Source organism: Luteibacter sp. UNC138MFCol5.1 (genome assembly GCF_900110505.1).
GTDB lineage: Bacteria > Pseudomonadota > Gammaproteobacteria > Xanthomonadales > Rhodanobacteraceae > Luteibacter.
Window position 1 is genome coordinate 926,660 of the sequence record NZ_FODZ01000001.1, and the last position, 18,616, is coordinate 945,275.

Here is an 18,616-nt window from a genome sequence, read left to right on the forward strand (position 1 = left end):
CTCATCGCTTCACTTCTGCGGCAGCGCCTTCGCTTCCTGCAGGTGGTGCTTCAGGGTCGGCAGGGTCTTCTTAGCGAACGCCTTCAGCTCGGGGCTCGAGCCCTTCTCGATCTCGACCTCGAACATGGCCACCGCCTCCTCGTGGTCGGCGATCATCATCTTGCGGTATTCGCGGTCGAAGTCGGCACCGTTCAGCCGCGACAGGGCGTCGATCATCTTCGAACCCTCCGGGGTCGGCTCGTGCGCGATCGAGTAGCCCTTGTCGCCGGACTTCAGTTCCTTCAGCTCGTCGTTCGCCTTCGTATGGTCCGTGACCATGGTCTGCGCGAAGCTCTTGACCGCCTTCGACGTGGACTGCTTGAGCGCGATCTCGCTCGCGGCCACCTCGGTCACGCCCGCGGCGGAGGCGTTCTTGTAGAATCCGGCGTCGGTCGCCGTCCCGCCCTGGGAATCCTTGTCCTGGGCCTGCGCGGCGAACGACAGAGCGGTGGCGAGGAGGGCGGTGGACAGGATGCGGATCATGGGTTGGGTCTCCGGTGACGAAGGCCCTTATGTCGCACCCCGCCCATGAAACCGCCGTGAGGCCCACAGGCCAAAAAAGGGCGCCCGGAGGCGCCCTTTCGTACGGCTTGAAGCGTCGCTTACTTCCGGCGCGCGACCGTCGCGCCGAGGCCCGCGGCATCGCGCAGGATTTCGGCCTTGTCGGTCTTCTCCCACGAGAACGCCGTGAACGTGTTGCCGTTCTTGTCGGTGATCTCGTAGGGCTTGCGGCCGAAGTGACCGTTCGAGGCGGTCGGCTGGTACATCGGGTGCACCAGGTCGAGCATCTTGATGATGCCGTACGGGCGCAGGTCGAAGTGCTTGCGGATCAGCTTCTCGATCTTCTCGTCGGAGATCTTGCCGGTGCCGAACGTGGTCACGGAGATCGAGGTGGGCTCGGCGACGCCGATGGCGTAGCTGACCTGGATCTCGCAACGGTCGGCGAGGCCGGCCGCGACGATGTTCTTGGCGACGTAACGCGCGGCGTAGGCGGCCGAACGGTCGACCTTCGACGGATCCTTGCCCGAGAACGCGCCACCACCGTGACGGGCCCAGCCGCCGTAGGTGTCGACGATGATCTTGCGGCCGGTCAGGCCGCAGTCGCCCACCGGGCCACCGATGACGAACTTGCCGGTCGGGTTGATGTGGAACTTCGTGCCCTTGTGCAGGAGCTTCGCCGGCAGCACGGGCTTCAGGATCAGCTCGCGCACGCCTTCGATGAGGTCCTTCTGCTTGACGTCCGGATCGTGCTGCGTGGAGAGCACGACGGCGTCGATGGCGACGGCCTCGCCGTTCTCGTAGCGCAGGGTGACCTGGCTCTTCGCGTCCGGGCGCAGCCACGGCAGCGGCGAGTTCTTCTTCTTGCGGACCTTGGTCTGCTGCTCGACGAGGCGGTGCGCGTAGTGGATCGCGGCCGGCATGTATTCGCTGGTCTCGTTCGTCGCGTAACCGAACATCAGGCCCTGGTCGCCCGCGCCCTGTTCTTCCGGCTTCTTGCGGTCGACGCCCTGGTTGATGTCCGGCGACTGCTTGCCGATGAGGTTCAGCACGCCGCAGGTCTCGCCGTCGAAGCCGACTTCCGAGCTGTCGTAGCCGATGTCGAGGATGACCTTGCGGGTGAGCGCTTCGAGGTCGATCCACGCGCTGGTGGTGATCTCGCCCGCGACGATGGCGACGCCGGTCTTCACCAGCGTCTCGCACGCCACGCGCGCGCGCGGGTCCTGGGCAAGGATCGCGTCGAGGACCGCATCCGAGATCTGGTCGGCGATCTTGTCCGGATGGCCTTCGGAGACCGACTCGGAGGTGAAGAGGTAGTTGCTCATCGCTGGGATATATCCTTCTTTACGGATAAAGAGATAAATGGGGCGCGCCATGATACACGCCCCCGGTCCGGATTGCAGGGGGAAGGGTACCCCCGCGGGGTGACGGTTGCATGGATGTTCAGGGCGCGCCGCCGTGGGAGCGGACCCGTGGGAGCGGACCTGGCCGCGACAGTCTTTCGCCGCGGTCCTGGAGCTGGCGCGCGAACTCCGGGACTGACGCGAACGGCTGTCGCGGCCAGGTCCGCTCCTACAGGGGTACGAAGCTACATCGTGGCCGCCAGGCGCTCCCTTGCCGCCCGGGCCACCGTCACCATGCCTTTCAGCGCCTCGGCGACCTCTGGCCAGCCGCGGGTCTTCAGGCCGCAGTCCGGGTTGATCCAGAGCTGGTCGGGGCGCAGGACCTGGAGCGCCCTGGCAACGAGGTCGGCCATTTCGGCCTCCGCCGGGACGCGCGGGGAGTGGATGTCGTAGACGCCGGGGCCGATCCCGTTCGGGTAGCGGAAGGTCGTGAAGGCCTCGAGCAGCTCCATCCGCGAGCGGCTCGTCTCGATCGAGATCACGTCCGCGTCCATCGCGGCGACCGCCTCGATGATGTCGTTGAACTCCGAGTAGCACATATGGGTGTGGACCTGCGTGCCGTCGCTGACGCCGCCCGCCGTGATGCGGAAAGCGTCCACCGCCCAGGCGAGGTAGGCCGACCACGCCGCGCGTCGCAGCGGCAGGCCTTCGCGCAACGCCGGCTCGTCGATCTGCACGATGCCGATGCCCGCCTTTTCCAGGTCGTGCACCTCGTCGCGCAGCGCGAGGGCGATCTGTCGGCAGACCTCGTCGCGCGGCAGGTCGTCCCGCACGAACGACCACTGCAGCATCGTCACAGGGCCCGTGAGCATCCCCTTCATCGGCCGGTCGGTGAGCGACTGGGCGTACGCGGACCACGCCACGGTCATGGGCGCGGGACGGGCGACATCGCCGTAGATGACCGGCGGCTTCACGCAGCGCGAGCCGTAGCTCTGCACCCAGCCCAGCGACGTGAACGCGAAGCCCGCCAGCTGCTCGCCGAAGTATTCGACCATGTCGTTGCGCTCGGGCTCGCCATGCACGAGCACGTCGATGCCGGCTTCTTCCTGGAAGCGCACGGCGCGACGTACTTCGTCGCGCAGCACCTCGGCGTACGACGCGTCGTCGAGCCTGCCGGCGCGGTGCGCGGCGCGGGCGTTGCGCAATTCGGCGGTCTGCGGAAAGGAGCCGATCGTCGTCGTCGGCAGGTCGGGCAGGGCGAATCGCTCCCGCTGGACCGCGGCGCGGAAGGCATAGGCCGAACGTCGCTGCGTGAACTGAGGCGTGAGGCCACGGACACGCGCACGCACATCGGCGCGCACGACGTCCGGCGACGCGAGGCGCCGCGCCACGATCGCCTGCTGCCGGTGTAGCACGTCGCGCGCGCCGGCCGATCCGGCGACGGCGTCGGCGTAACGACGCAACTCGCTGATCTTCTGCCGCGCGAACGACAGCCACGCACCGATGTCGCCGGGCAGCCGCTTCTCTTCCGACGCATCGATCGGAACGTGCAACAGCGAGCACGATGTCGAGAGCCAGAGACGTTCGTCGCCGAGGCGATCGCGCAGTGCCACGACGCGGGGCAGGACAGCCTCGGGCGCGCTGAGCCAGATGTTGCGTCCGTCGAGGATGCCGGCGGAAAGCACGGTGTCGCGGGGCAACGCGTCGATCAACGCATCGACCGACGCGGCACCGCGGACGAGGTCGACATGGATGCCCGCGACCGGCAGCGAGGCGGCGAGGTCGACGTTGTCGCCGAGGTCGCCGAAATACGTGGCGAGGAGGATGCGAACGCGCGAGCGTTCCGCGATGCGCGCATACGCGTGGAGGTAAGCCTCGCGCGTCGGTTCGTCGATATCGAGGACGAGCGCGGGCTCGTCGACCTGCACCCAGTCCGCCCCGGCGTCGGCCAGCGCGTGAAGCACGTCGATCCACGCGGGCAGCAGCGCGTCGAGGAGGGCGAGCGGATCGCTGCCGTCCACGGTCTTGGACAAACGAAGGAACGTGACCGGTCCCAGCAGCACCGGGCGCGCCACGTGCCCCGCGGCCATGGCCTCGCGGAATTCGGCGACCGCCTTGGCCGGCCGGGCGCGGAACGTCTGTTCCGCGGACAGCTCCGGCACGATGTAGTGGTAGTTGGTGTCGAACCACTTCGTCATCTCGAGCGCATGCAGGTCGAACGTATCGTCCTGGTGTCCGCGCGCCATGGCGAAGTAGCCCGCCAGCGGATCCTGCTCCTGCAACCGCCGGTAGCGCGGCGGAATGGCGTCGACCGTCACGGCGGCGTCGAGCACGTGGTCGTAGAGCGAGAAGTCGTTCACCGGCACGCTATCGGCGCCCGCCTCGCGAGCGAGCGACCAATGCCGCAGGCGCAGTTCGCGCGCCACGGATTGCAGTTCATCGGCGGAAATTTCGCCCTTCCAGTGGCCTTCGAGCGCGCGCTTCAATTCGCGGCGTCGGCCGATGCGGGGAAATCCGGGGTAGGTGACGTGTGGGATGCATGGATCCTCTTCGGGGAAAAGAGGAGGGAAGGGCGGCCGCCCACGCACCGCCGTCCACCCGCGCGCGATGCGTGCCGGTGGGCCGCGTCATGAGGGATGGCCGTCGACCTTCGCCCCCGCGGGCGAACCGGGCGCCCGTCTTCGACGGCACCCAGGTCGGACGGAACGGACGCGTCCATGACGACGCATGCGCTCCGGCCGGCGGCAGGTCTTCGGGCTCGTGGATGTGACGCCGTGGGGCGTCGCCTCGCCCGTCGCTTCCCGGATCGCCATCGATCCAGTGCCTGTGACGGGTTCGTCTCCACATACCGCTGCGGGGCAGCGCCGGAATCGCACCGGCTTCCCTCTTAGCTTTATCTCTCTATTCGAATATCGAGATAAAGACCGCTGGCAGCCGGCAAGGTAGTCGTCGACGGCCGGCAAGTCAATGCGCGCGCGCCGTGCACGCGATAGCCGCGAGAATGCCCCGGTCGGCAAAGGAGCGAGGCATGGCGGGACGACACATCGTGATGGCCACGGTCGGGTCGCAGGGCGACCTGTTTCCGTTCCTGGCCGTCGGGCGCGAGCTGGTCGCGCGCGGGCACCGGGTCACGGTCGCCGCGCATGCGATCCACCGGGAGGCCGTCGCGGCGGCGGGACTCGCCTTCCTGCTTGCGAGCGGGATCGCGGAACCCGAGGACAAGGCGGCCTTCGCGGCCCGCGCGTTCCATCCCCTGCGCGGACCGCGTTTCGTCGTGCGCGATCTAGCCGCGGCGGACGTCGCGGCGAGTTACGCCGCGCTCGCTCCCGTCTGCGCGGAGGCCGATGCGATCGTCACGACGACGCTGGCGTTCGCCGGGCAGATCATCGGCGAGACGGGGCGGCTCGCATGGCTCTCGGCCGTGCTGTCGCCGGCCGTCTTCCTTTCCGCATGGGACCCGCCTGCGACGGGTTACGCGTGGCTCGACACGTTCCTGCGCGGTTCGCCACGGCGCGGCGGATGGCTGGGCCGCCTCGCGCGCACCGTCACGGCGCCATGGACGCGCCCGGTACGCGATTTCAGGGTGTCGTTGGGACTGCCGCCGGTTTCTCCGTGGGGCGATCCGTTCCATCAGGGACAGCACGCGCGCGACGGCGTCCTCGCGATGTACTCCCCGCTGCTCGGCGAGCCCCCGCCGGATGCGCCGGCGCGAACGCGTATCACCGGGCAGTGCCGTTACGCGCCCGGCGGCGACCGGCTCGCGCCGGAACTCGCCGCGTTCCTCGACGCGGGCGACGCGCCGATCGTCTACACGCTGGGCTCGGCCGCGGTGCACGCCGGGGCGTCGTTCCTGCGGGAAAGCATCGAGGCCTCCGTCGCGCTGCGGCGGCGCGCGGTGTTGTTGACCGGATCGCCCGAGATGCGCGCGCGTCTTCCGGCGGCGTTGCCGCAAGGTGTCCTCATGCAGGAATACGCGCCGCATGGCGCGCTGTTCGCGCGCGCGGCGGCGGTCGTGCATCACGGTGGCGTGGGCACGACGCAGGAAGCGCTTCGTGCGGGACGCCCGCAACTCGTCGTGCCCCACGGCTTCGACCAGCCTGACAACGCGGCGCGCGTCGAGCGGCTCGGCGTCGGGCGTGTGCTGCGCGCGTCGCGCTATCGGGCGGATCGCGCGGCGGCATTGCTGCGCGAAGTGCTGGGCGACGATGCGGTGACGCGTCGTGCCGCGGACGCCGCGCGCGTGATCCAGCGCGAGGACGGTGCGCGCGTGGCGGCCGATGCGATCGAGGCCGCCATGCGAGAGCGCTGAGAAAGGCGTGCCCGCTGCCGCGGGATCGCCGATACGATCGGCTCCCACACGCTGCCTGCCGAAGGGTGGTAGCCGATCGCATCGGCGGTGGGTGCCCGCGTGTCCTCGCAAGATCGTGCACCCGAAGATCGTCGTCCTGCGAACGCGACGCGTACACGCGGGATATACCTGCCATGCTTATCTTTGGACGTTCACCACGCGGCATCGGGCGCGACGCGTACGACCGCGTCGCGCACCGGAGATATGCCATGTCACCCATCATTCGTTCACACCGCCCGCCGCGCATCATGGGCGCCGTGATCGCCGTCATCGGACTCGCGCTCGCGTTCGGCGGCGCGTGGCTCGTCGCACTCGGCGGTAGCTTCTACTACCTGATCGCCGGCCTCGCTGTCGCGGCGACGGGTGTGTTGCTGATACGCGGATCGTCGACGGCGCTGTGGCTCTACGCGCTGCTGCTGCTCGGCACCACCGTGTGGGCCATCGGCGAAGTCGGCTTCGTCGGGTGGCAACTCGAGCCTCGACTTCTCGTCCCCGTGCTGCTCGGTATCTACCTCCTGATGCCGTGGGTACGACGGAAACTGGTGCCGTCGCGCGGCGCGGGTGCGGCGGTCGTCGTCGCGGTCGTGCTCGCGTTCGGCGTCGGCGTGGCGGGCTTCATGCAGCCCGTCGGCACGCGGGGCGAGGCCACCTTGCGCAACGACGCGGGTGGGCACGACGCGTCGGTCGCCGACGGCGACTGGCGGTTTTACGGCCGCACGCCGCGCGGCGACCGCTTCTCGCCGCTGGACCAGGTCGACACGAAGAACGTGAAGGACCTCAAGGTGGCGTGGACGGCGCGCACCGGCGACACGATGCGGCCGGGCGAAGACCAGGGCGGTACCGACGCGGGTCATGAATTCAATTTCGAGAACACGCCCATCAAGGTGGGCGACACGCTCTACGTGTGCACGGGTCACAGCTGGGTCGTGGCGTTCGACGCGGCGACGGGTCAGAAGAAGTGGACCTTCGATCCGAAGGCGAATACCGACGCCGACGTCTACCTCGCATGTCGTGGCGTCGCCTATTACGAGGCCCCGCCGGGCACGGCGACCGACTGTCCGCGCCGCATCATCGCGCCCGTGCTGGACGCGCGCGTGATGGCGCTGAACGCCGAGACCGGAAAACCCTGCGAGGACTTCGGCGAGCACGGCTTCGTGTCGCTGACCCAGTACCTCGGTCACGTGCCGGCGGGCTTCCATTTCGTCACCTCGCCGCCGCTCGTGCTGAAGGATCGCGTGATCCTGGGCGGCTGGGTTTACGACAACCAGGCGGAGGGCGAGCCGTCCGGCGCCGTGCGCGCGTTCGATCCGCTCAGCGGCAAGCTGGTGTGGGCCTGGGACGTCGGCCACGATCCGCAGAACTGGACGCCCGGCCCGAACGAGCAGCTGACACGCGGCACGCCGAACGCATGGGGCGTCTACACCGCCGATCCCGACCTCGGGATGGTGTACCTGCCGATGGGCAACGCGACCCCGGATTACTTCGGCGGCCATCGGCGCGACTTCGACGAGAAGGTGTCGAGCTCCACGGTGGCGCTGGACATCGAAACCGGGGCACCGCGATGGGTTTACCAGAACACGCACCACGACCTGTGGGACATGGACGTGCCGGTCGGCCCGTCGCTCGTCGACCTGCCCGATCCCAAGGGAGGCACGATCCCCGCGCTGGTGCAGACCACGAAGCGGGGCGAGTTCTTCGTGCTCGACCGTCGCACGGGTACGCCCATCACCGAGGTCCAGGAGAAGCCGGTGCCGCAGAACGCGGTGCCGGGCGACAGGACGTCCCCGACACAGCCGTATTCGGTGGGCATGCCGTCGCTCACGCCGAAGGACCTCACGGAACAGCAGATGTGGGGCGCGACGCCCTTCGACCAGCTGATGTGCCGGATCGAGTTCCGCAAGGCGGCGTACGAGGGGCAGTTCACGCCACCGCAACTGAAGGATACGATCGTGTATCCCGCGTTCGACGGCGTGATCGACTGGCACGGCGCGTCGATCGATCCGTACAACAAGCTGCTCATCGCCAACGCGAACTACATTCCGTTCATCATCAGCCTCGCGCCGCGCGGTCCGGCCGAAGAACGCGGTCTGGTGAAGCCGTGGGACGGGTCCGGCAACGAGCCCAAGGTGGGTGGCGGCCTCGCGCCGCAATACGGGACGCCGTACGTCGGAAAGGTCCATCCGTGGCTGAATCCGCTCGGCGTTCCCTGCAATCCGCCGCCGTGGGGCACGCTCGCGGCGATCGATCTGGTCACGCACAAGCTCGTCTGGGAACATCCGCTCGGCACGACGCGCGACACGGGCCCCTTCGGCACGCACGTCAACGCGCCGCTGCCCACCGGCATCTTCAACATCGGCGGCAACATGACGACGCGCGGCGGCCTCGTATTCATCGGCGCGACCGCCGACAACTACCTCCGCGCGATCGACGAGCGCACCGGCAAGGAGCTATGGCGAGCGCGCCTTCCGGCCGGCGGCCAGGCGAACCCGATGTCCTATTCGGTCAACGGCAAGCAGTACATCGTCATCGCCGCGGGCGGCCACAGCGGGCTGGGCACGAAGTCCGGCGATTATGTCGTGGCGTACGCCCTGCCATGACCGCGACGAGTCGATTCTCGGGGGGCTTGAAACGGATTCGGGCCACCCCATCTTGCTGCTACCCTGGCGACACGCGTCGCCTCCCGAGCCGAAGAGACCCACCATGTTCCGCTGCAAGCACGATCTGCTGAACGTCCCACCGATCGCCCCATGGGCGCGTCGCGGGTGCGCGCGTTCCGTGCCAGGCGGGATATCGTCGTAAGACGTCTCTCGTCCTCGAAGAACACCGAAAGCACCCGCGAGGGTGCTTTTTTTTGTCCTTTTTCCATGCAAGCCCACACCGGAGTGTCCGTGTCATGAAGAACTGCCGCGACCCCCGGACCTGATCGCCGCGCTCGAGCCAGGGGCGGCGACGGATCCGGGGAGTGCCTCGCCCGACGTCGATGCTTATCCCTGGCGAACCCCGAACAGGAATCCGTTTGTCATGAGTACCACCCGCGAAACCCGTATCCCCGTCGACCGTTGGCGCAACCTCGGCATCATCGCGCACGTCGATGCGGGCAAGACCACGCTCACCGAGCGCCTGCTCTACAAGACCGGCACGATCCATCGCACCGGCGAGGTGCACGACGGCGCGACCACCACCGACCACATGGAACTCGAGCGCGAGCGTGGCATCACGATCGGCGCCGCCGCCGTGCGCGCGAACTGGACGCCGGAAGGCGGCCTTCCGCATCGCCTCACGCTGATCGACACGCCCGGGCACATCGACTTCGCCATCGAGGTGGAGCGTTCGCTCCGCGTGCTCGACGGCGCGGTGACCGTGTTCTCCGGCGTCGCCGGCGTGCAGCCGCAATCGGAAACCGTGTGGCACCAGGCGCGCCGTCACGGCGTGCCGTTGATGGCGTTCATCAACAAGATGGATCGCCCCGGCGCGGACTTCGACGCCGTCGTCGCGCAGATGCGCGAGAAGCTCGGTACGAATCCGTGGGTCGTCGCGCGTCCCGTGATCGAGGGCGAACACATCGTGGGTCTCGTCGACCTCGTCGCCGAGCGCACCTGGCGTTTCGACGACGCCGGCACGCCGTCCGTGCACGCGTGGAACGCCGACGAGCGTGCCGCGCACGCCGACGCGCGCGCCGAACTCGTGGCCGCGGTCGCCGATCGCGACGAAACGCTCGCCGAACTGTGGCTCGCCGAACAGCCCATCGACGCGGAGGCGCTGACCGCGGCGTTGCGCCGCGGCACGCTGGCCGGTACCGGCTCGCCGGTGCTTCCGGGTTCGGCGTTCCGCAACGTCGGCATCGAGCCGCTGCTCGACGCGCTCGTCGCGTACCTGCCGTCGCCCGTCGATCGCCCCGCGGTCGTCGCGCATACGGACCACGGCGACGAGACGATCGCGCCCGACGCGGACGCGAAGCTCGCGGCGCTCGTCTTCAAGGTCGTCAACCAGGCGCACGGCCCGCTGGCGTTCATCCGTGTCTACTCGGGCCGCCTGCACGTCGGCGACGCCGTGTGGCGCAGCGGCACCGACCGTGTCCAGCGCATCGGTCGGCTGGCGGTCGTGCGCGCGGAAGACACCGAGGCCGTCGAGGTCGCGGAAGCGGGCGATATCGTCGCCATCGCGGGCTGGAAGGATGTGGCCACGGGCGAGACGCTGTCGGATGCGCATCACCCCGTGCGGCTGGAGACGATCCAGGCGCAGCCGGCCGTGCTGTCCTGGCGCCTCTCGCCCGAGCGTTCGGCCGACCTGCTCAAGCTCGGCAACGGCCTGGCTCGCCTGGCGCAGGAGGATCCGTCCTTCCGCGTGGGCACCGATCCCGATACCGGCGAAACGCTGGTCTGGGGCATGGGTGAGCTGCACCTCGAGGTGATGGTCGAGCGCCTGCGTCGCGAATGGGGCGTGCAGGTCCGCACCGGCTCGCCACGCGTGGCTTATCAGGAGACGCCGGCCCGGGCTTCCGGACCCGTCGAAGGCAAGCTGGCGAAGCAGACCGGTGGTAGCGGTCAGTTCGCGCGCGTGGTGCTGTCGATCGCCCCGACGGGCGACGACGCGAACGCGTACGAGGACCGCACGACGGGCGGCGTGATCCCGAAGCAGTTCCAGGCCGCCGTGGAGAAGGGCGTGTCGTCGGCACTGATCGAGGGTCCGCGCGGGTATCCCGTGGTGGGCGCGGCGGTGGCGGTACTGGACGGCCAGGCGCACGCGGTGGACTCGAACGAGATGGCGTTCCATCGCGCCGCGCAGCTCGCGGTGAAGGCGGCGCTGGAGGCGACCGGCACCGTGTTGCTCGAGCCCGTGATGCGGGTGTCGGTCAGCGCGCCGGGCGCGGCGGTGGGCGACGTGCTGGGCGACCTGCAGCGTCGTGGCGGCCAGATCGTCAACCTGGTCGATCGGCAGGAGCGCACGGAGATCGATGCCGACGTTCCGCTGGCGCAACTGGACGGCTACAGCACCGCGCTGCGGTCGCTCAGCCAGGGCCGCGCGTCCGCGACGGTGGCGTTCCACGCGTACCGCCCGGCCGCGACGCAGGACGCGGCGCGTCGTAGCGCGTAATGAAGGCGTGCCGGGGTGCGAGAGCACCCCGGCACGTTCTGTCTTGCGCGAGTTCACCCGCGTTTAGCGGGAAGCGCGCTCGCGGATGCGTTCTTCGCGTGCCGCCCAACCCGCCCAAATCATGCGCCGGCGGGTTACGCTGCGCTCCATGATTTCCTATCCCGACGCCCTCGCGCTGCTACTGGATACCGCGGCGCCCCTCGGTCGCGAAACCGTCGCCATCGACGCGGCCGCGCGACGTTTCCTCGCAGGTGACGTGATCAGTCCCCTGGCCCTGCCGTCGTTCGACAACGCCGCGATGGACGGCTACGCGCTGCGCGCTGCATCGGACATCGTTCCCGCGGGTTCCTCGTTCGCCGTCGCGGCCATGCAGGCGGCGGGCGATACGGCGCACGCGTTGCCGGGAGCGGAGGCCTGCGAAATCGCCACGGGCGCGCGGATGCCGGAGGGCTTCGACACCGTGGTTCCGGTCGAGCGTAGCGAGCGTCAGGGCGAGCGTGTGCGTTTCCTCGCCGACGAACGTCGCGGCCAGAACGTGCGTCACGCGGGCGCCGACATCGCGGTGGGTGCGCGCGCTTTCGCGGCGGGACGCCGGATCGACGCCGCGGCGATCATGCTGCTGGCGGCGCTCGGTATCGAAGAGGTCGACGTCGTGCGGCGACCGCGCGTGGCGGTGATCACGACGGGCAGCGAGCTCAACGCGCCCGGACCGCTGCCGCCCGCGGGTATTCACGACTCCAATGGACCCTTCCTTGCCGCGAGCCTCGCGCACTGGGGCGTCGAGTGGCTGGGTCGTACCCGTGTGCCCGACACCGGCGACGCGTTCGTCCTCGCGATGCGGCGTGCGCTGGAGGAGGGCGCCGACCTCGTCGTGACCACGGGCGCGGTGTCCGCCGGACGTTTCGACTTCGTCCCCGCGGCGCTGGCCTCCCTCGGCGCGCGCGAACTCTTCCACAAGGTGGCCATCCGACCGGGCAAGCCGCTGCTCGCCGCGCGCTTCGCCGATGGCCCGCTCGTCCTCGCGCTGCCGGGCAATCCCATCGCCGTGGCGGTCGGGTATCGCTTCTTCGTCGGCCCCGTGCTGCGCGCGATGGCCGGGCTCCCGCCCGAGTCGCCCACGTGCGTGCGCCTCGCGGCGTCGATGCCGGCGAAGGAAGGCACGCGCCATTTCGGGCTCGGCACGCTCGCCTGCGATGGCGACGGGCAGCAGGTCGCGCATCTGGCGGAAGGGCAGGCGGCTTACCGCATCCTTCCTTACACGCAGGCCACGACGTGGTTGTCGAACGTCGCCGCGTCCGGCGCCACGGCCGACGCGTGGCCGCTCGATCCGGCGGACGCCGCGTGATCCTCGGGCTCGTGCTCGCCGGCGGCCGATCCTCGCGCATGGGCGAGGACAAGGCGCTGCTGCGGATCGACGGGCTCACGTTGCTGGACCGGACGTCGCGCGCTCTGGTCGCCGCCGGCGCCGATCACGTCGCGATCAGCGGCGGTCGCGAGGGCGGCATCGCCGATCGCTGGCCGGCCGCGGGCCCCGTCGGTGGCATCGCCAGCGCGGCGCTCGCGCTGCCGGACGGCGAATGGCTCGTCGTGCCCGTCGACATGCCGCGCCTGGACGACGCGGTCCTGTCCCCGCTCCTCGCCGAGCGCATGCGAGCGACGACGTGCTGGCAGGGTCATCCACTGCCGATGCGGATCAGGATGGACGCGGCCGCCCGCGCGGCGCTCGACGATCTGATGCGTCTTCCCGGAAGGGAATGCTCGATCGCCGCGTTGCAGGCGCGCCTCGGTGCGACCACACTGCCGCTGGATCGTCTGGATCCGCGGCGACTCATGAACTGCAACACCCCCGACGACTGGCGCGAGGCGAACGCATGAGGGTACAGCTCGAAGAAGATACGGTCCGCGTCCGCATCGACGAGGACGAACTGGCCGAACTGCTCGACGACATCGCGTTGCTCGGATCGACGGCCTTCGGCACCGCGTTCACGATGCGCTACGCCATCGATGCCACCGACGGGCCGGCCTGCACGCTCTCGGGGAACGCGCACGAGTGGCGGATGGGCGTGCCGCGCGGCGCGTTGCGCGACCTGCAGTCGCGCCTGCCCAGCAAGGACGGCCTCGTCTTCGACATTCCCGGCTACGACACCGTGGCGACCACCGTGCGCTTCGACGTCGACGTGAAGGACAGCCTGCGCCGGCGCCGGGGCTGACTCAGCCCATCACGCGCTCGGCTCGCGTGTAGATGTTGAACCGCCCCGGTCGCGCGAACCCCAGCAACGTCACGCCGCAGTCGGCGGCGAGGTGCACGGCCAGCGCGGTCGGCGCGGAGATCGCGACCACCATCGTGATGCCCGCGACCGCGGCCTTCGTCACCATCTCGTAGCTCGCGCGGCTCGTGATCACGAGGAAGCCGTCGCGCGGATCGGTACCGTCGACGAGCATCGCGCCGATGAGCTTGTCGAGCGCGTTGTGCCGGCCGACGTCCTCGCGCACCTTCACGATGCTGCCGTCGGGCAGCGACCAGGCGGCGGCATGCACCGAGCCGGTGAACGCGTTGATCGGCTGCCGGGCGCGCAACGCCTCCAGCGCGCGTTCGATCGCGTCGACCGGGACGGTCGGCCCCGCCGCGACCGGCGCCGGATGGCGCACGACGTCTTCCAGTTCGCGGCTACCGCAGATGCCGCAGCCGCTGCGGCCCGGCAGCTCGCGCGCGGCCGGTTCGTGCGTGACGGCCGGTGCGTCCTGTCGCGCGGCGAGCCCGGTCGCCGTGCGGATGTCGACGACGATGCCCTCGAGCACCTCGCGTACCTCGATGTCGACGATGTCGAGGACCGATCCGACCTTGCCCTCGGTGAAGGCGAAGCCGCGCGCGAAGTCGTCGAGGTCGGCGGGTGTCGTCATCATTACGGCGAACGGCTGGCCGTCGAAATGCATGGCGACCGGGACTTCTTCCGCGAGGCGGTCGTCGTCCTCGGCGCGCTTGCCGCGCTCGAAGCGGATGACGGGCCGCGTGGCGCAGCCGACGGGTGGCGTCCGGTGCGGCGCCGGCGCACCGGCGACCGCACGCTGGATATCGATCCCGGAGACCTGCTTCTCGCTCATGAATGCTTCCGCTCTGGTGCCGGAAGCGATTCTACGGCCAACGGCGGGCCGCTGCCTTGTCAGTTCAGCGGGTCGAAGAAAACGATGTTGATGGCGATGTCCTCGGTCGGGTAACCCTTGGTCTGGTAACAGACCTTCCTGCCGAGTGAGTACGCGGTGTAGAGCAACGGTTGCATGCCGGAGTGCGGGACGCGATACCAGTTCCTGTCATCGGAGAAGGCCGCGTAGGCATCGTCGGCACCGCTGGTCCAGATGGAATCGACGGTGACGCCACAGCGGAATCCGGGCGACCGGGCCGATCGCTCGATGGGCGTGTTGTACGGGTTGTCCTCCGCGGGAGTCGCGTTGTGCTGCTGTGCGATGGCGCCTATCGGAAGCAGGGCGATGGCGCATGCAATGGGGATCGTCAGTGGTCGCGACTTGTTCTCAGGATTCACGGGTCTTCTCTCCATTCATAATCGACGGGTTTTTTGTCGAACAGCCGGATCAGCACGGCAAGGCGATCGGCCATTCTTCTTCGGCATGCGAGTACGTTCCCGATGACGTCGCGGGACGCCTGGCGTCTGCCGCGGTCGGGGGACAGCAGGAAACTGAAGCAGGAGCTGCTGCAGGCGTCCGGCGAATCGGGTGTGGCCGGCTGGTCTTCGCGGTACCGCCAGATGAAAGGTTCGGTCGCGACAATGGATGGTCCGGCGATGTAGTTCAGGTTCACATGGCTCGTCACCCGGTCGGGTGCCGCTCCACGTCCCTGACTGATGTACTCGACGGCGTCGACGATCGTGTCGCGGGGAATGGCGCCTCGGGCAGCCCATTCCCCCTGGTCGACGAACGTGCGTGCCGCCTGGTGATATGGCGAGTTTCCCGTCGACGCGAACGCGTGCATGAGGCTCGTCGTGGTGCTGTGGAACTGATCCGTCTGCCTGATCCGGTACACGAAGAACCGGTGGCCGCGTCGCGCGAATTCACTTCCCCAGTCCAGGGCGAACTGCAGACTGGATGTGGTCGCCACGAAGCCAGACGTGCGCTCGCCCCGATAGCAGGTCTCTCCCGTGACATGACGGAACAGGTTCGCGTTGTCGCCCGCAGGGACGAACCCCGTTGAAAAGATCACGTCGGGCGCGCGATGGTCCATGCGGTAGAGGAAGTTCTCCGCATGGCCCGCGATCGGCAACGCGAACAGAGCAAGGAGGACCAGCCAGGCTTTCATGTGGCGTCCGGAAACCGTGGGAAGCGCGGTATTCTGGGTATCCGCCCTCACGCCCGCAGGCGGTGCGAGCCTCATCGTGCCGCCCGTAAGATCCCGGTGAGCTGTACGTGCGGGCTCGCCCCGCGTCAGGGGCGTGCCGTGCTCGCGTCAGTTGAGGGGATCGAGAAAGACGACGTTGATGCCGATGTCGGCATGCGGGTAACCCTTGGTCTGGTAACAGACCTTCCGGCCCAGCGAATAGGCGGTGTAGAGGAGCGGCTGCATGCCTGCGCGGGGAACGCGGTACCAGATCCTGTCGTCGGAGAAGGCGGCGTAGATGTCGTCGGACGCGGTGCTCCAGACCGACTCCACCGTGACGCCGCAGCGGAAACCGCTCGACCGGGCGCTGCGGTCGATCGGCGTGTTGTAGGGATTGTCGGCGGCCGGCACGGCGTTGTGTTGTTGTGCGCCGGCCGTCAGGGGCGACAGCGCGAGGACGCAGGCGAGCCAGGCAGAGCGCGCGGCGGAGTGGGTCTTCTTCGGAATCACATTTCGTCCTTTATCTTCTCTTCGATGATGGGTGTCTCGTCGAACAGGTTCACGAGCGCGGATGTCCGGTTCGCCACGTTCTTCCTGCAGGCGAGCACGTTGTGGATGATTTCGACCGGGGCGTGCCGCTTGGTGCGGCCGCTGAAAAGCGAAAAGCTGAAGCACGAGCTGCCGCACATGGCGCCTGGCGAGTCGGGCGCCGCCGGCGCGTCTTCGCGGTAGTCCCAGCGGTATGGCGTGTTGACGACCGTGGCGGGCGCGGCGACGTAGCGAAGATTCGACGTCGTGCCGATACGTTCGGGCGCCTCCATCGACCCGCGGGCGATGTAGTGGGTCGCATCGATGATCGTGCTCGGCGGGATGGCGCCGCGTGAAGCCCACTCGCTCTGCTCGACGAACGTGGCCGCCGTGCTTCGGTAGGCCTCCGTGCCCGTGACCGCATACGCGTGCATCAGGCTGGTCGTCGTGTTGTAGAAGTGCGCGGTCTGGCGGATCCGGTAGATGTAGAAACTGCGTCCGCTACGGACGAGTTCGCTACCCCAGTCGAGCGCGAACTGCGGATCGGACGTGGTGGCGACGAACGCGCCGCTGTGCTCGCTGAAGTAGCAGGTCTGGCCGGTGACGTGCCGGTACAGGTTGGTGTTCGCGCCGGGTGGCACGAAGCCGGTGGCGAAGATCACGTCGGGTGGCCGCATGTCCATGCGGTAGAGGAAACGCTCGGGGTGGCACGCGAACGACACCGCGACGAGGCCGAGGAAAACGATGAAGCGAAGCATGCGGGCATCCGTGCGCCTGGAAAGCGCTCATTTTGCGGGCGAGCCCACGGCGACGCAGGCGGTGTAGCCCTCGCCACGACGCACGGACGTTCCCTAAGCGCTGTAGGCCGCTAGATGACCCATTGTGGGACTGCCCCTGGCCACATCATCGCTGCTTGTTGGAGTGGACCTGACCGCGACGTCGCTGTTGTGGGAGCGGACCTGGCCGCGACAGCTTTTCGCGAACACCTGGGAGCTGGCGCGTGAGATCGAGACTTGCGGCGAAAAGCCGTCGCGGCCAGGTCCGCTCCAACTGCCGTACCGGTGAGCGCCTTACGCCGCCAGCGACACGCCGGCGGCGAGCGCGTCGAAATACTCGCGCGTCAGCCGCAGCTGCGTGGCGGCATCCTCGGCCTGGTTGACCACGTGGCGGAACGCGGCGTTTTCCGGACGATCTTTCGCGTACCAGCCGAGATGCTTGCGCGCGATGCGCACGCCCATCCGCTCGCCGTAAAACGCGTAGAGGTGCTCCAGGTGCCCGGCGAGGATGTCGCGCACCTCGGCGGGCGAGGGCTCCGGCAGGAAGCCGCCGGTCTCGAGGTGGTGCGCGATCTCGCGGAAGATCCACGGACGACCCTGCGCACCCCGTCCGATCATCACGGCGTCCGCGCCGGTCTGGCGCAGCACCTCGCGCGCCTTCACCGGATCGACGATGTCGCCGTTGGCGAGCACCGGTATCGAAATGCTGGCCTTCACCGCGGCGATCGTCGCGTATTCGGCCTCGCCTTCGTACTTGTCCGCGCGCGTGCGGCCATGCATGGCGAGCGCGGCGATGCCGGCGTCTTCCGCGATGCGCGCGATGGTCAGCGCGTTGCGGTGCTCGCGATCCCAGCCGGTGCGGATTTTCAGCGTCACCGGTACGTCGACGGCCTTGACCACCGCCTGCAGGATGCGCGCGACGAGCGGTTCGTCCTGGAGCAGGGCGGAGCCCGACCAGACGTTGCAGACCTTCTTCGCCGGACACCCCATGTTGATGTCGACGATCTGCGCGCCGTTGTCGGCGTTGTACTTCGCCGCTTCCGCGAGCATCCCCGGGTCATAACCCGCGATCTGGACGCTGACCGGCTCCGGCTCGCCATCGTGATCCATGCGGCGCAGCGACTTGGTGGTGTTCCACAGTCGCGGATCGGCCGTCGTCATTTCGGACACCGCCAGGCCTGCCCCCATGCGCTTGCACAGGAGCCGGAACGGCTTGTCGGTGACGCCGGCCATCGGCGCGAGCACCACGGCGGGCGAGATGGAGTAGGGGCCGATACGCATGCCGTTGATTTTACGACATTCGCCGCAGGCGTGCGTCGGCGACGGACCGATGGACTCCCCCAAACGCCATCCCGCCATTCGGTCTATTGTCCCTTCACATGCCACGCCCTAACGTCGGAAGCGACGAAAGGGGAGGTGGAACCATGCGCAGCACGATCCGGAGTGTGGCGATCCTTGCGGGTATCGCGCTGTCGCTGGCCTGCGGCGTGGCCGGCGGGGCGGGGCGGCCGTCGTTCGACGAGGTGGCCGCGACCCGGCCGCACAACGATATCTGGAGCACCGACCCCTGCGGGTCGCACCGCCACATGGTCGGGGTCTGCCGGTTGCTGCGCCCTGTTCGCGGTTGAGCGTCGATCTGGGCTAGGCTTGCCTCATTCCCGGG

The 18,616-nt window shown here is 68.7% G+C and carries 16 protein-coding genes and 1 riboswitch; of the genes, 7 read left to right on the top strand and 9 right to left on the bottom strand.

Annotation, left to right across the window (positions count from 1 at the left end; all coding sequences use genetic code 11):
• Nucleotides 1–9: 9 nt before the first annotated feature.
• The 3 genes from BMY69_RS04085 to metE form a co-directional block, all read right to left on the bottom strand.
• A complete protein-coding gene (locus BMY69_RS04085) occupies nt 10–522 on the bottom strand; it encodes a DUF4142 domain-containing protein (protein ID WP_090175455.1) in 513 nt (170 codons plus the stop codon).
• Between the two features lie 119 nt (nt 523–641).
• Complete coding sequence (gene metK / locus BMY69_RS04090) at nt 642–1,862, bottom strand: methionine adenosyltransferase (protein WP_090175456.1); 1,221 nt, start codon at nt 1,860–1,862, stop codon at nt 642–644.
• Between the two features lie 263 nt (nt 1,863–2,125).
• Entirely contained in the window at nt 2,126–4,417 is a 2,292-nt protein-coding gene (gene metE, locus BMY69_RS04095) for a 5-methyltetrahydropteroyltriglutamate--homocysteine S-methyltransferase (protein WP_090175616.1), read from the bottom strand.
• Nucleotides 4,418–4,605: 188 nt separating this feature from the next.
• Nucleotides 4,606–4,824, bottom strand: a riboswitch (cobalamin riboswitch).
• Between the two features lie 84 nt (nt 4,825–4,908).
• Between metE and BMY69_RS04100 the strand changes: the two genes are divergently transcribed.
• The 6 genes from BMY69_RS04100 to BMY69_RS04125 all read left to right on the top strand — a co-directional run bounded on the left by BMY69_RS04100 (nt 4,909) and on the right by BMY69_RS04125 (nt 13,532).
• Entirely contained in the window at nt 4,909–6,189 is a 1,281-nt protein-coding gene (locus BMY69_RS04100) for a glycosyltransferase (RefSeq protein ID WP_177191065.1), read from the top strand.
• Between the two features lie 248 nt (nt 6,190–6,437).
• Nucleotides 6,438–8,825, top strand: coding sequence for a membrane-bound PQQ-dependent dehydrogenase, glucose/quinate/shikimate family (locus BMY69_RS04105; protein WP_255364449.1), 2,388 nt, complete (start codon nt 6,438–6,440; stop codon nt 8,823–8,825).
• 424 nt (nt 8,826–9,249) lie between these two features.
• Nucleotides 9,250–11,322 carry an elongation factor G gene (gene fusA / locus BMY69_RS04110; RefSeq protein ID WP_090175459.1) on the top strand — a complete coding sequence of 691 codons (2,073 nt, stop codon included), beginning with the start codon at nt 9,250–9,252 and terminating at the stop codon, nt 11,320–11,322.
• Between the two features lie 148 nt (nt 11,323–11,470).
• On the top strand, nt 11,471–12,667 hold the full coding sequence (locus BMY69_RS04115) for a molybdopterin molybdotransferase MoeA (protein WP_177191066.1): 1,197 nt from the start codon (nt 11,471–11,473) through the stop codon (nt 12,665–12,667).
• Nucleotides 12,664–13,197 carry a molybdenum cofactor guanylyltransferase gene (locus BMY69_RS04120; protein WP_143070379.1) on the top strand — a complete coding sequence of 178 codons (534 nt, stop codon included), beginning with the start codon at nt 12,664–12,666 and terminating at the stop codon, nt 13,195–13,197. Before BMY69_RS04115 ends, BMY69_RS04120 begins: the two co-directional genes overlap by 4 nt.
• A complete protein-coding gene (locus BMY69_RS04125) occupies nt 13,194–13,532 on the top strand; it encodes a hypothetical protein (RefSeq protein ID WP_090056477.1) in 339 nt (112 codons plus the stop codon). The genes BMY69_RS04120 and BMY69_RS04125 overlap by 4 nt, the downstream gene beginning before the upstream one ends.
• A gap of 1 nt (nt 13,533) precedes the next feature.
• Here BMY69_RS04125 and fdhD read toward each other — a convergent pair whose 3' ends face one another.
• The 6 genes from fdhD to dusB all read right to left on the bottom strand — a co-directional run bounded on the left by fdhD (nt 13,534) and on the right by dusB (nt 18,234).
• Nucleotides 13,534–14,424: a formate dehydrogenase accessory sulfurtransferase FdhD gene (fdhD, locus tag BMY69_RS04130; protein ID WP_090175465.1), complete on the bottom strand. Its 891-nt coding sequence runs from the start codon at nt 14,422–14,424 to the stop codon at nt 13,534–13,536.
• Between the two features lie 59 nt (nt 14,425–14,483).
• Entirely contained in the window at nt 14,484–14,861 is a 378-nt protein-coding gene (locus BMY69_RS04135) for a hypothetical protein (RefSeq protein ID WP_090175467.1), read from the bottom strand.
• A complete protein-coding gene (locus tag BMY69_RS04140) occupies nt 14,858–15,631 on the bottom strand; it encodes a hypothetical protein (protein ID WP_218143117.1) in 774 nt (257 codons plus the stop codon). The genes BMY69_RS04135 and BMY69_RS04140 overlap by 4 nt, the downstream gene beginning before the upstream one ends.
• Before the next feature lie 147 nt (nt 15,632–15,778).
• Nucleotides 15,779–16,159 (bottom strand): hypothetical protein, encoded by a 381-nt coding sequence (locus BMY69_RS04145; RefSeq protein WP_090175470.1) that lies wholly within the window; start codon nt 16,157–16,159, stop codon nt 15,779–15,781.
• Complete coding sequence (locus BMY69_RS04150; protein ID WP_090175472.1) at nt 16,156–16,935, bottom strand: enterotoxin A family protein; 780 nt, start codon at nt 16,933–16,935, stop codon at nt 16,156–16,158. Before BMY69_RS04150 ends, BMY69_RS04145 begins: the two co-directional genes overlap by 4 nt.
• 312 nt (nt 16,936–17,247) lie before the next feature.
• Entirely contained in the window at nt 17,248–18,234 is a 987-nt protein-coding gene (gene dusB, locus BMY69_RS04155; protein ID WP_090175619.1) for a tRNA dihydrouridine synthase DusB, read from the bottom strand.
• Between the two features lie 143 nt (nt 18,235–18,377).
• On the opposite strand from dusB, the gene BMY69_RS04160 reads away from it, so the two are divergent.
• Nucleotides 18,378–18,581: a hypothetical protein gene (locus BMY69_RS04160; RefSeq protein ID WP_090056493.1), complete on the top strand. Its 204-nt coding sequence runs from the start codon at nt 18,378–18,380 to the stop codon at nt 18,579–18,581.
• Nucleotides 18,582–18,616: the final 35 nt, after the last annotated feature.

Bases quoted from the DNA above. Each gene is read 5' to 3' on its own strand.
- BMY69_RS04085 (WP_090175455.1), bottom strand. From the start codon at position 522: ATGATCCGCATCCTGTCCACCGCCCTCCTCGCCACCGCTCTGTCGTTC.
- metK (WP_090175456.1), bottom strand. From the start codon at position 1,862: ATGAGCAACTACCTCTTCACCTCCGAGTCGGTCTCCGAAGGCCATCCG.
- BMY69_RS04100 (WP_177191065.1), top strand. From the start codon at position 4,909: ATGGCGGGACGACACATCGTGATGGCCACGGTCGGGTCGCAGGGCGAC.
- BMY69_RS04105 (WP_255364449.1), top strand. From the start codon at position 6,438: ATGTCACCCATCATTCGTTCACACCGCCCGCCGCGCATCATGGGCGCC.
- fusA (WP_090175459.1), top strand. From the start codon at position 9,250: ATGAGTACCACCCGCGAAACCCGTATCCCCGTCGACCGTTGGCGCAAC.
- BMY69_RS04115 (WP_177191066.1), top strand. From the start codon at position 11,471: ATGATTTCCTATCCCGACGCCCTCGCGCTGCTACTGGATACCGCGGCG.
- BMY69_RS04125 (WP_090056477.1), top strand. From the start codon at position 13,194: ATGAGGGTACAGCTCGAAGAAGATACGGTCCGCGTCCGCATCGACGAG.
- fdhD (WP_090175465.1), bottom strand. From the start codon at position 14,424: ATGAGCGAGAAGCAGGTCTCCGGGATCGATATCCAGCGTGCGGTCGCC.
- BMY69_RS04140 (WP_218143117.1), bottom strand. From the start codon at position 15,631: ATGAAAGCCTGGCTGGTCCTCCTTGCTCTGTTCGCGTTGCCGATCGCG.
- BMY69_RS04150 (WP_090175472.1), bottom strand. From the start codon at position 16,935: ATGCTTCGCTTCATCGTTTTCCTCGGCCTCGTCGCGGTGTCGTTCGCG.
- dusB (WP_090175619.1), bottom strand. From the start codon at position 18,234: ATGCGTATCGGCCCCTACTCCATCTCGCCCGCCGTGGTGCTCGCGCCG.
- BMY69_RS04160 (WP_090056493.1), top strand. From the start codon at position 18,378: ATGCGCAGCACGATCCGGAGTGTGGCGATCCTTGCGGGTATCGCGCTG.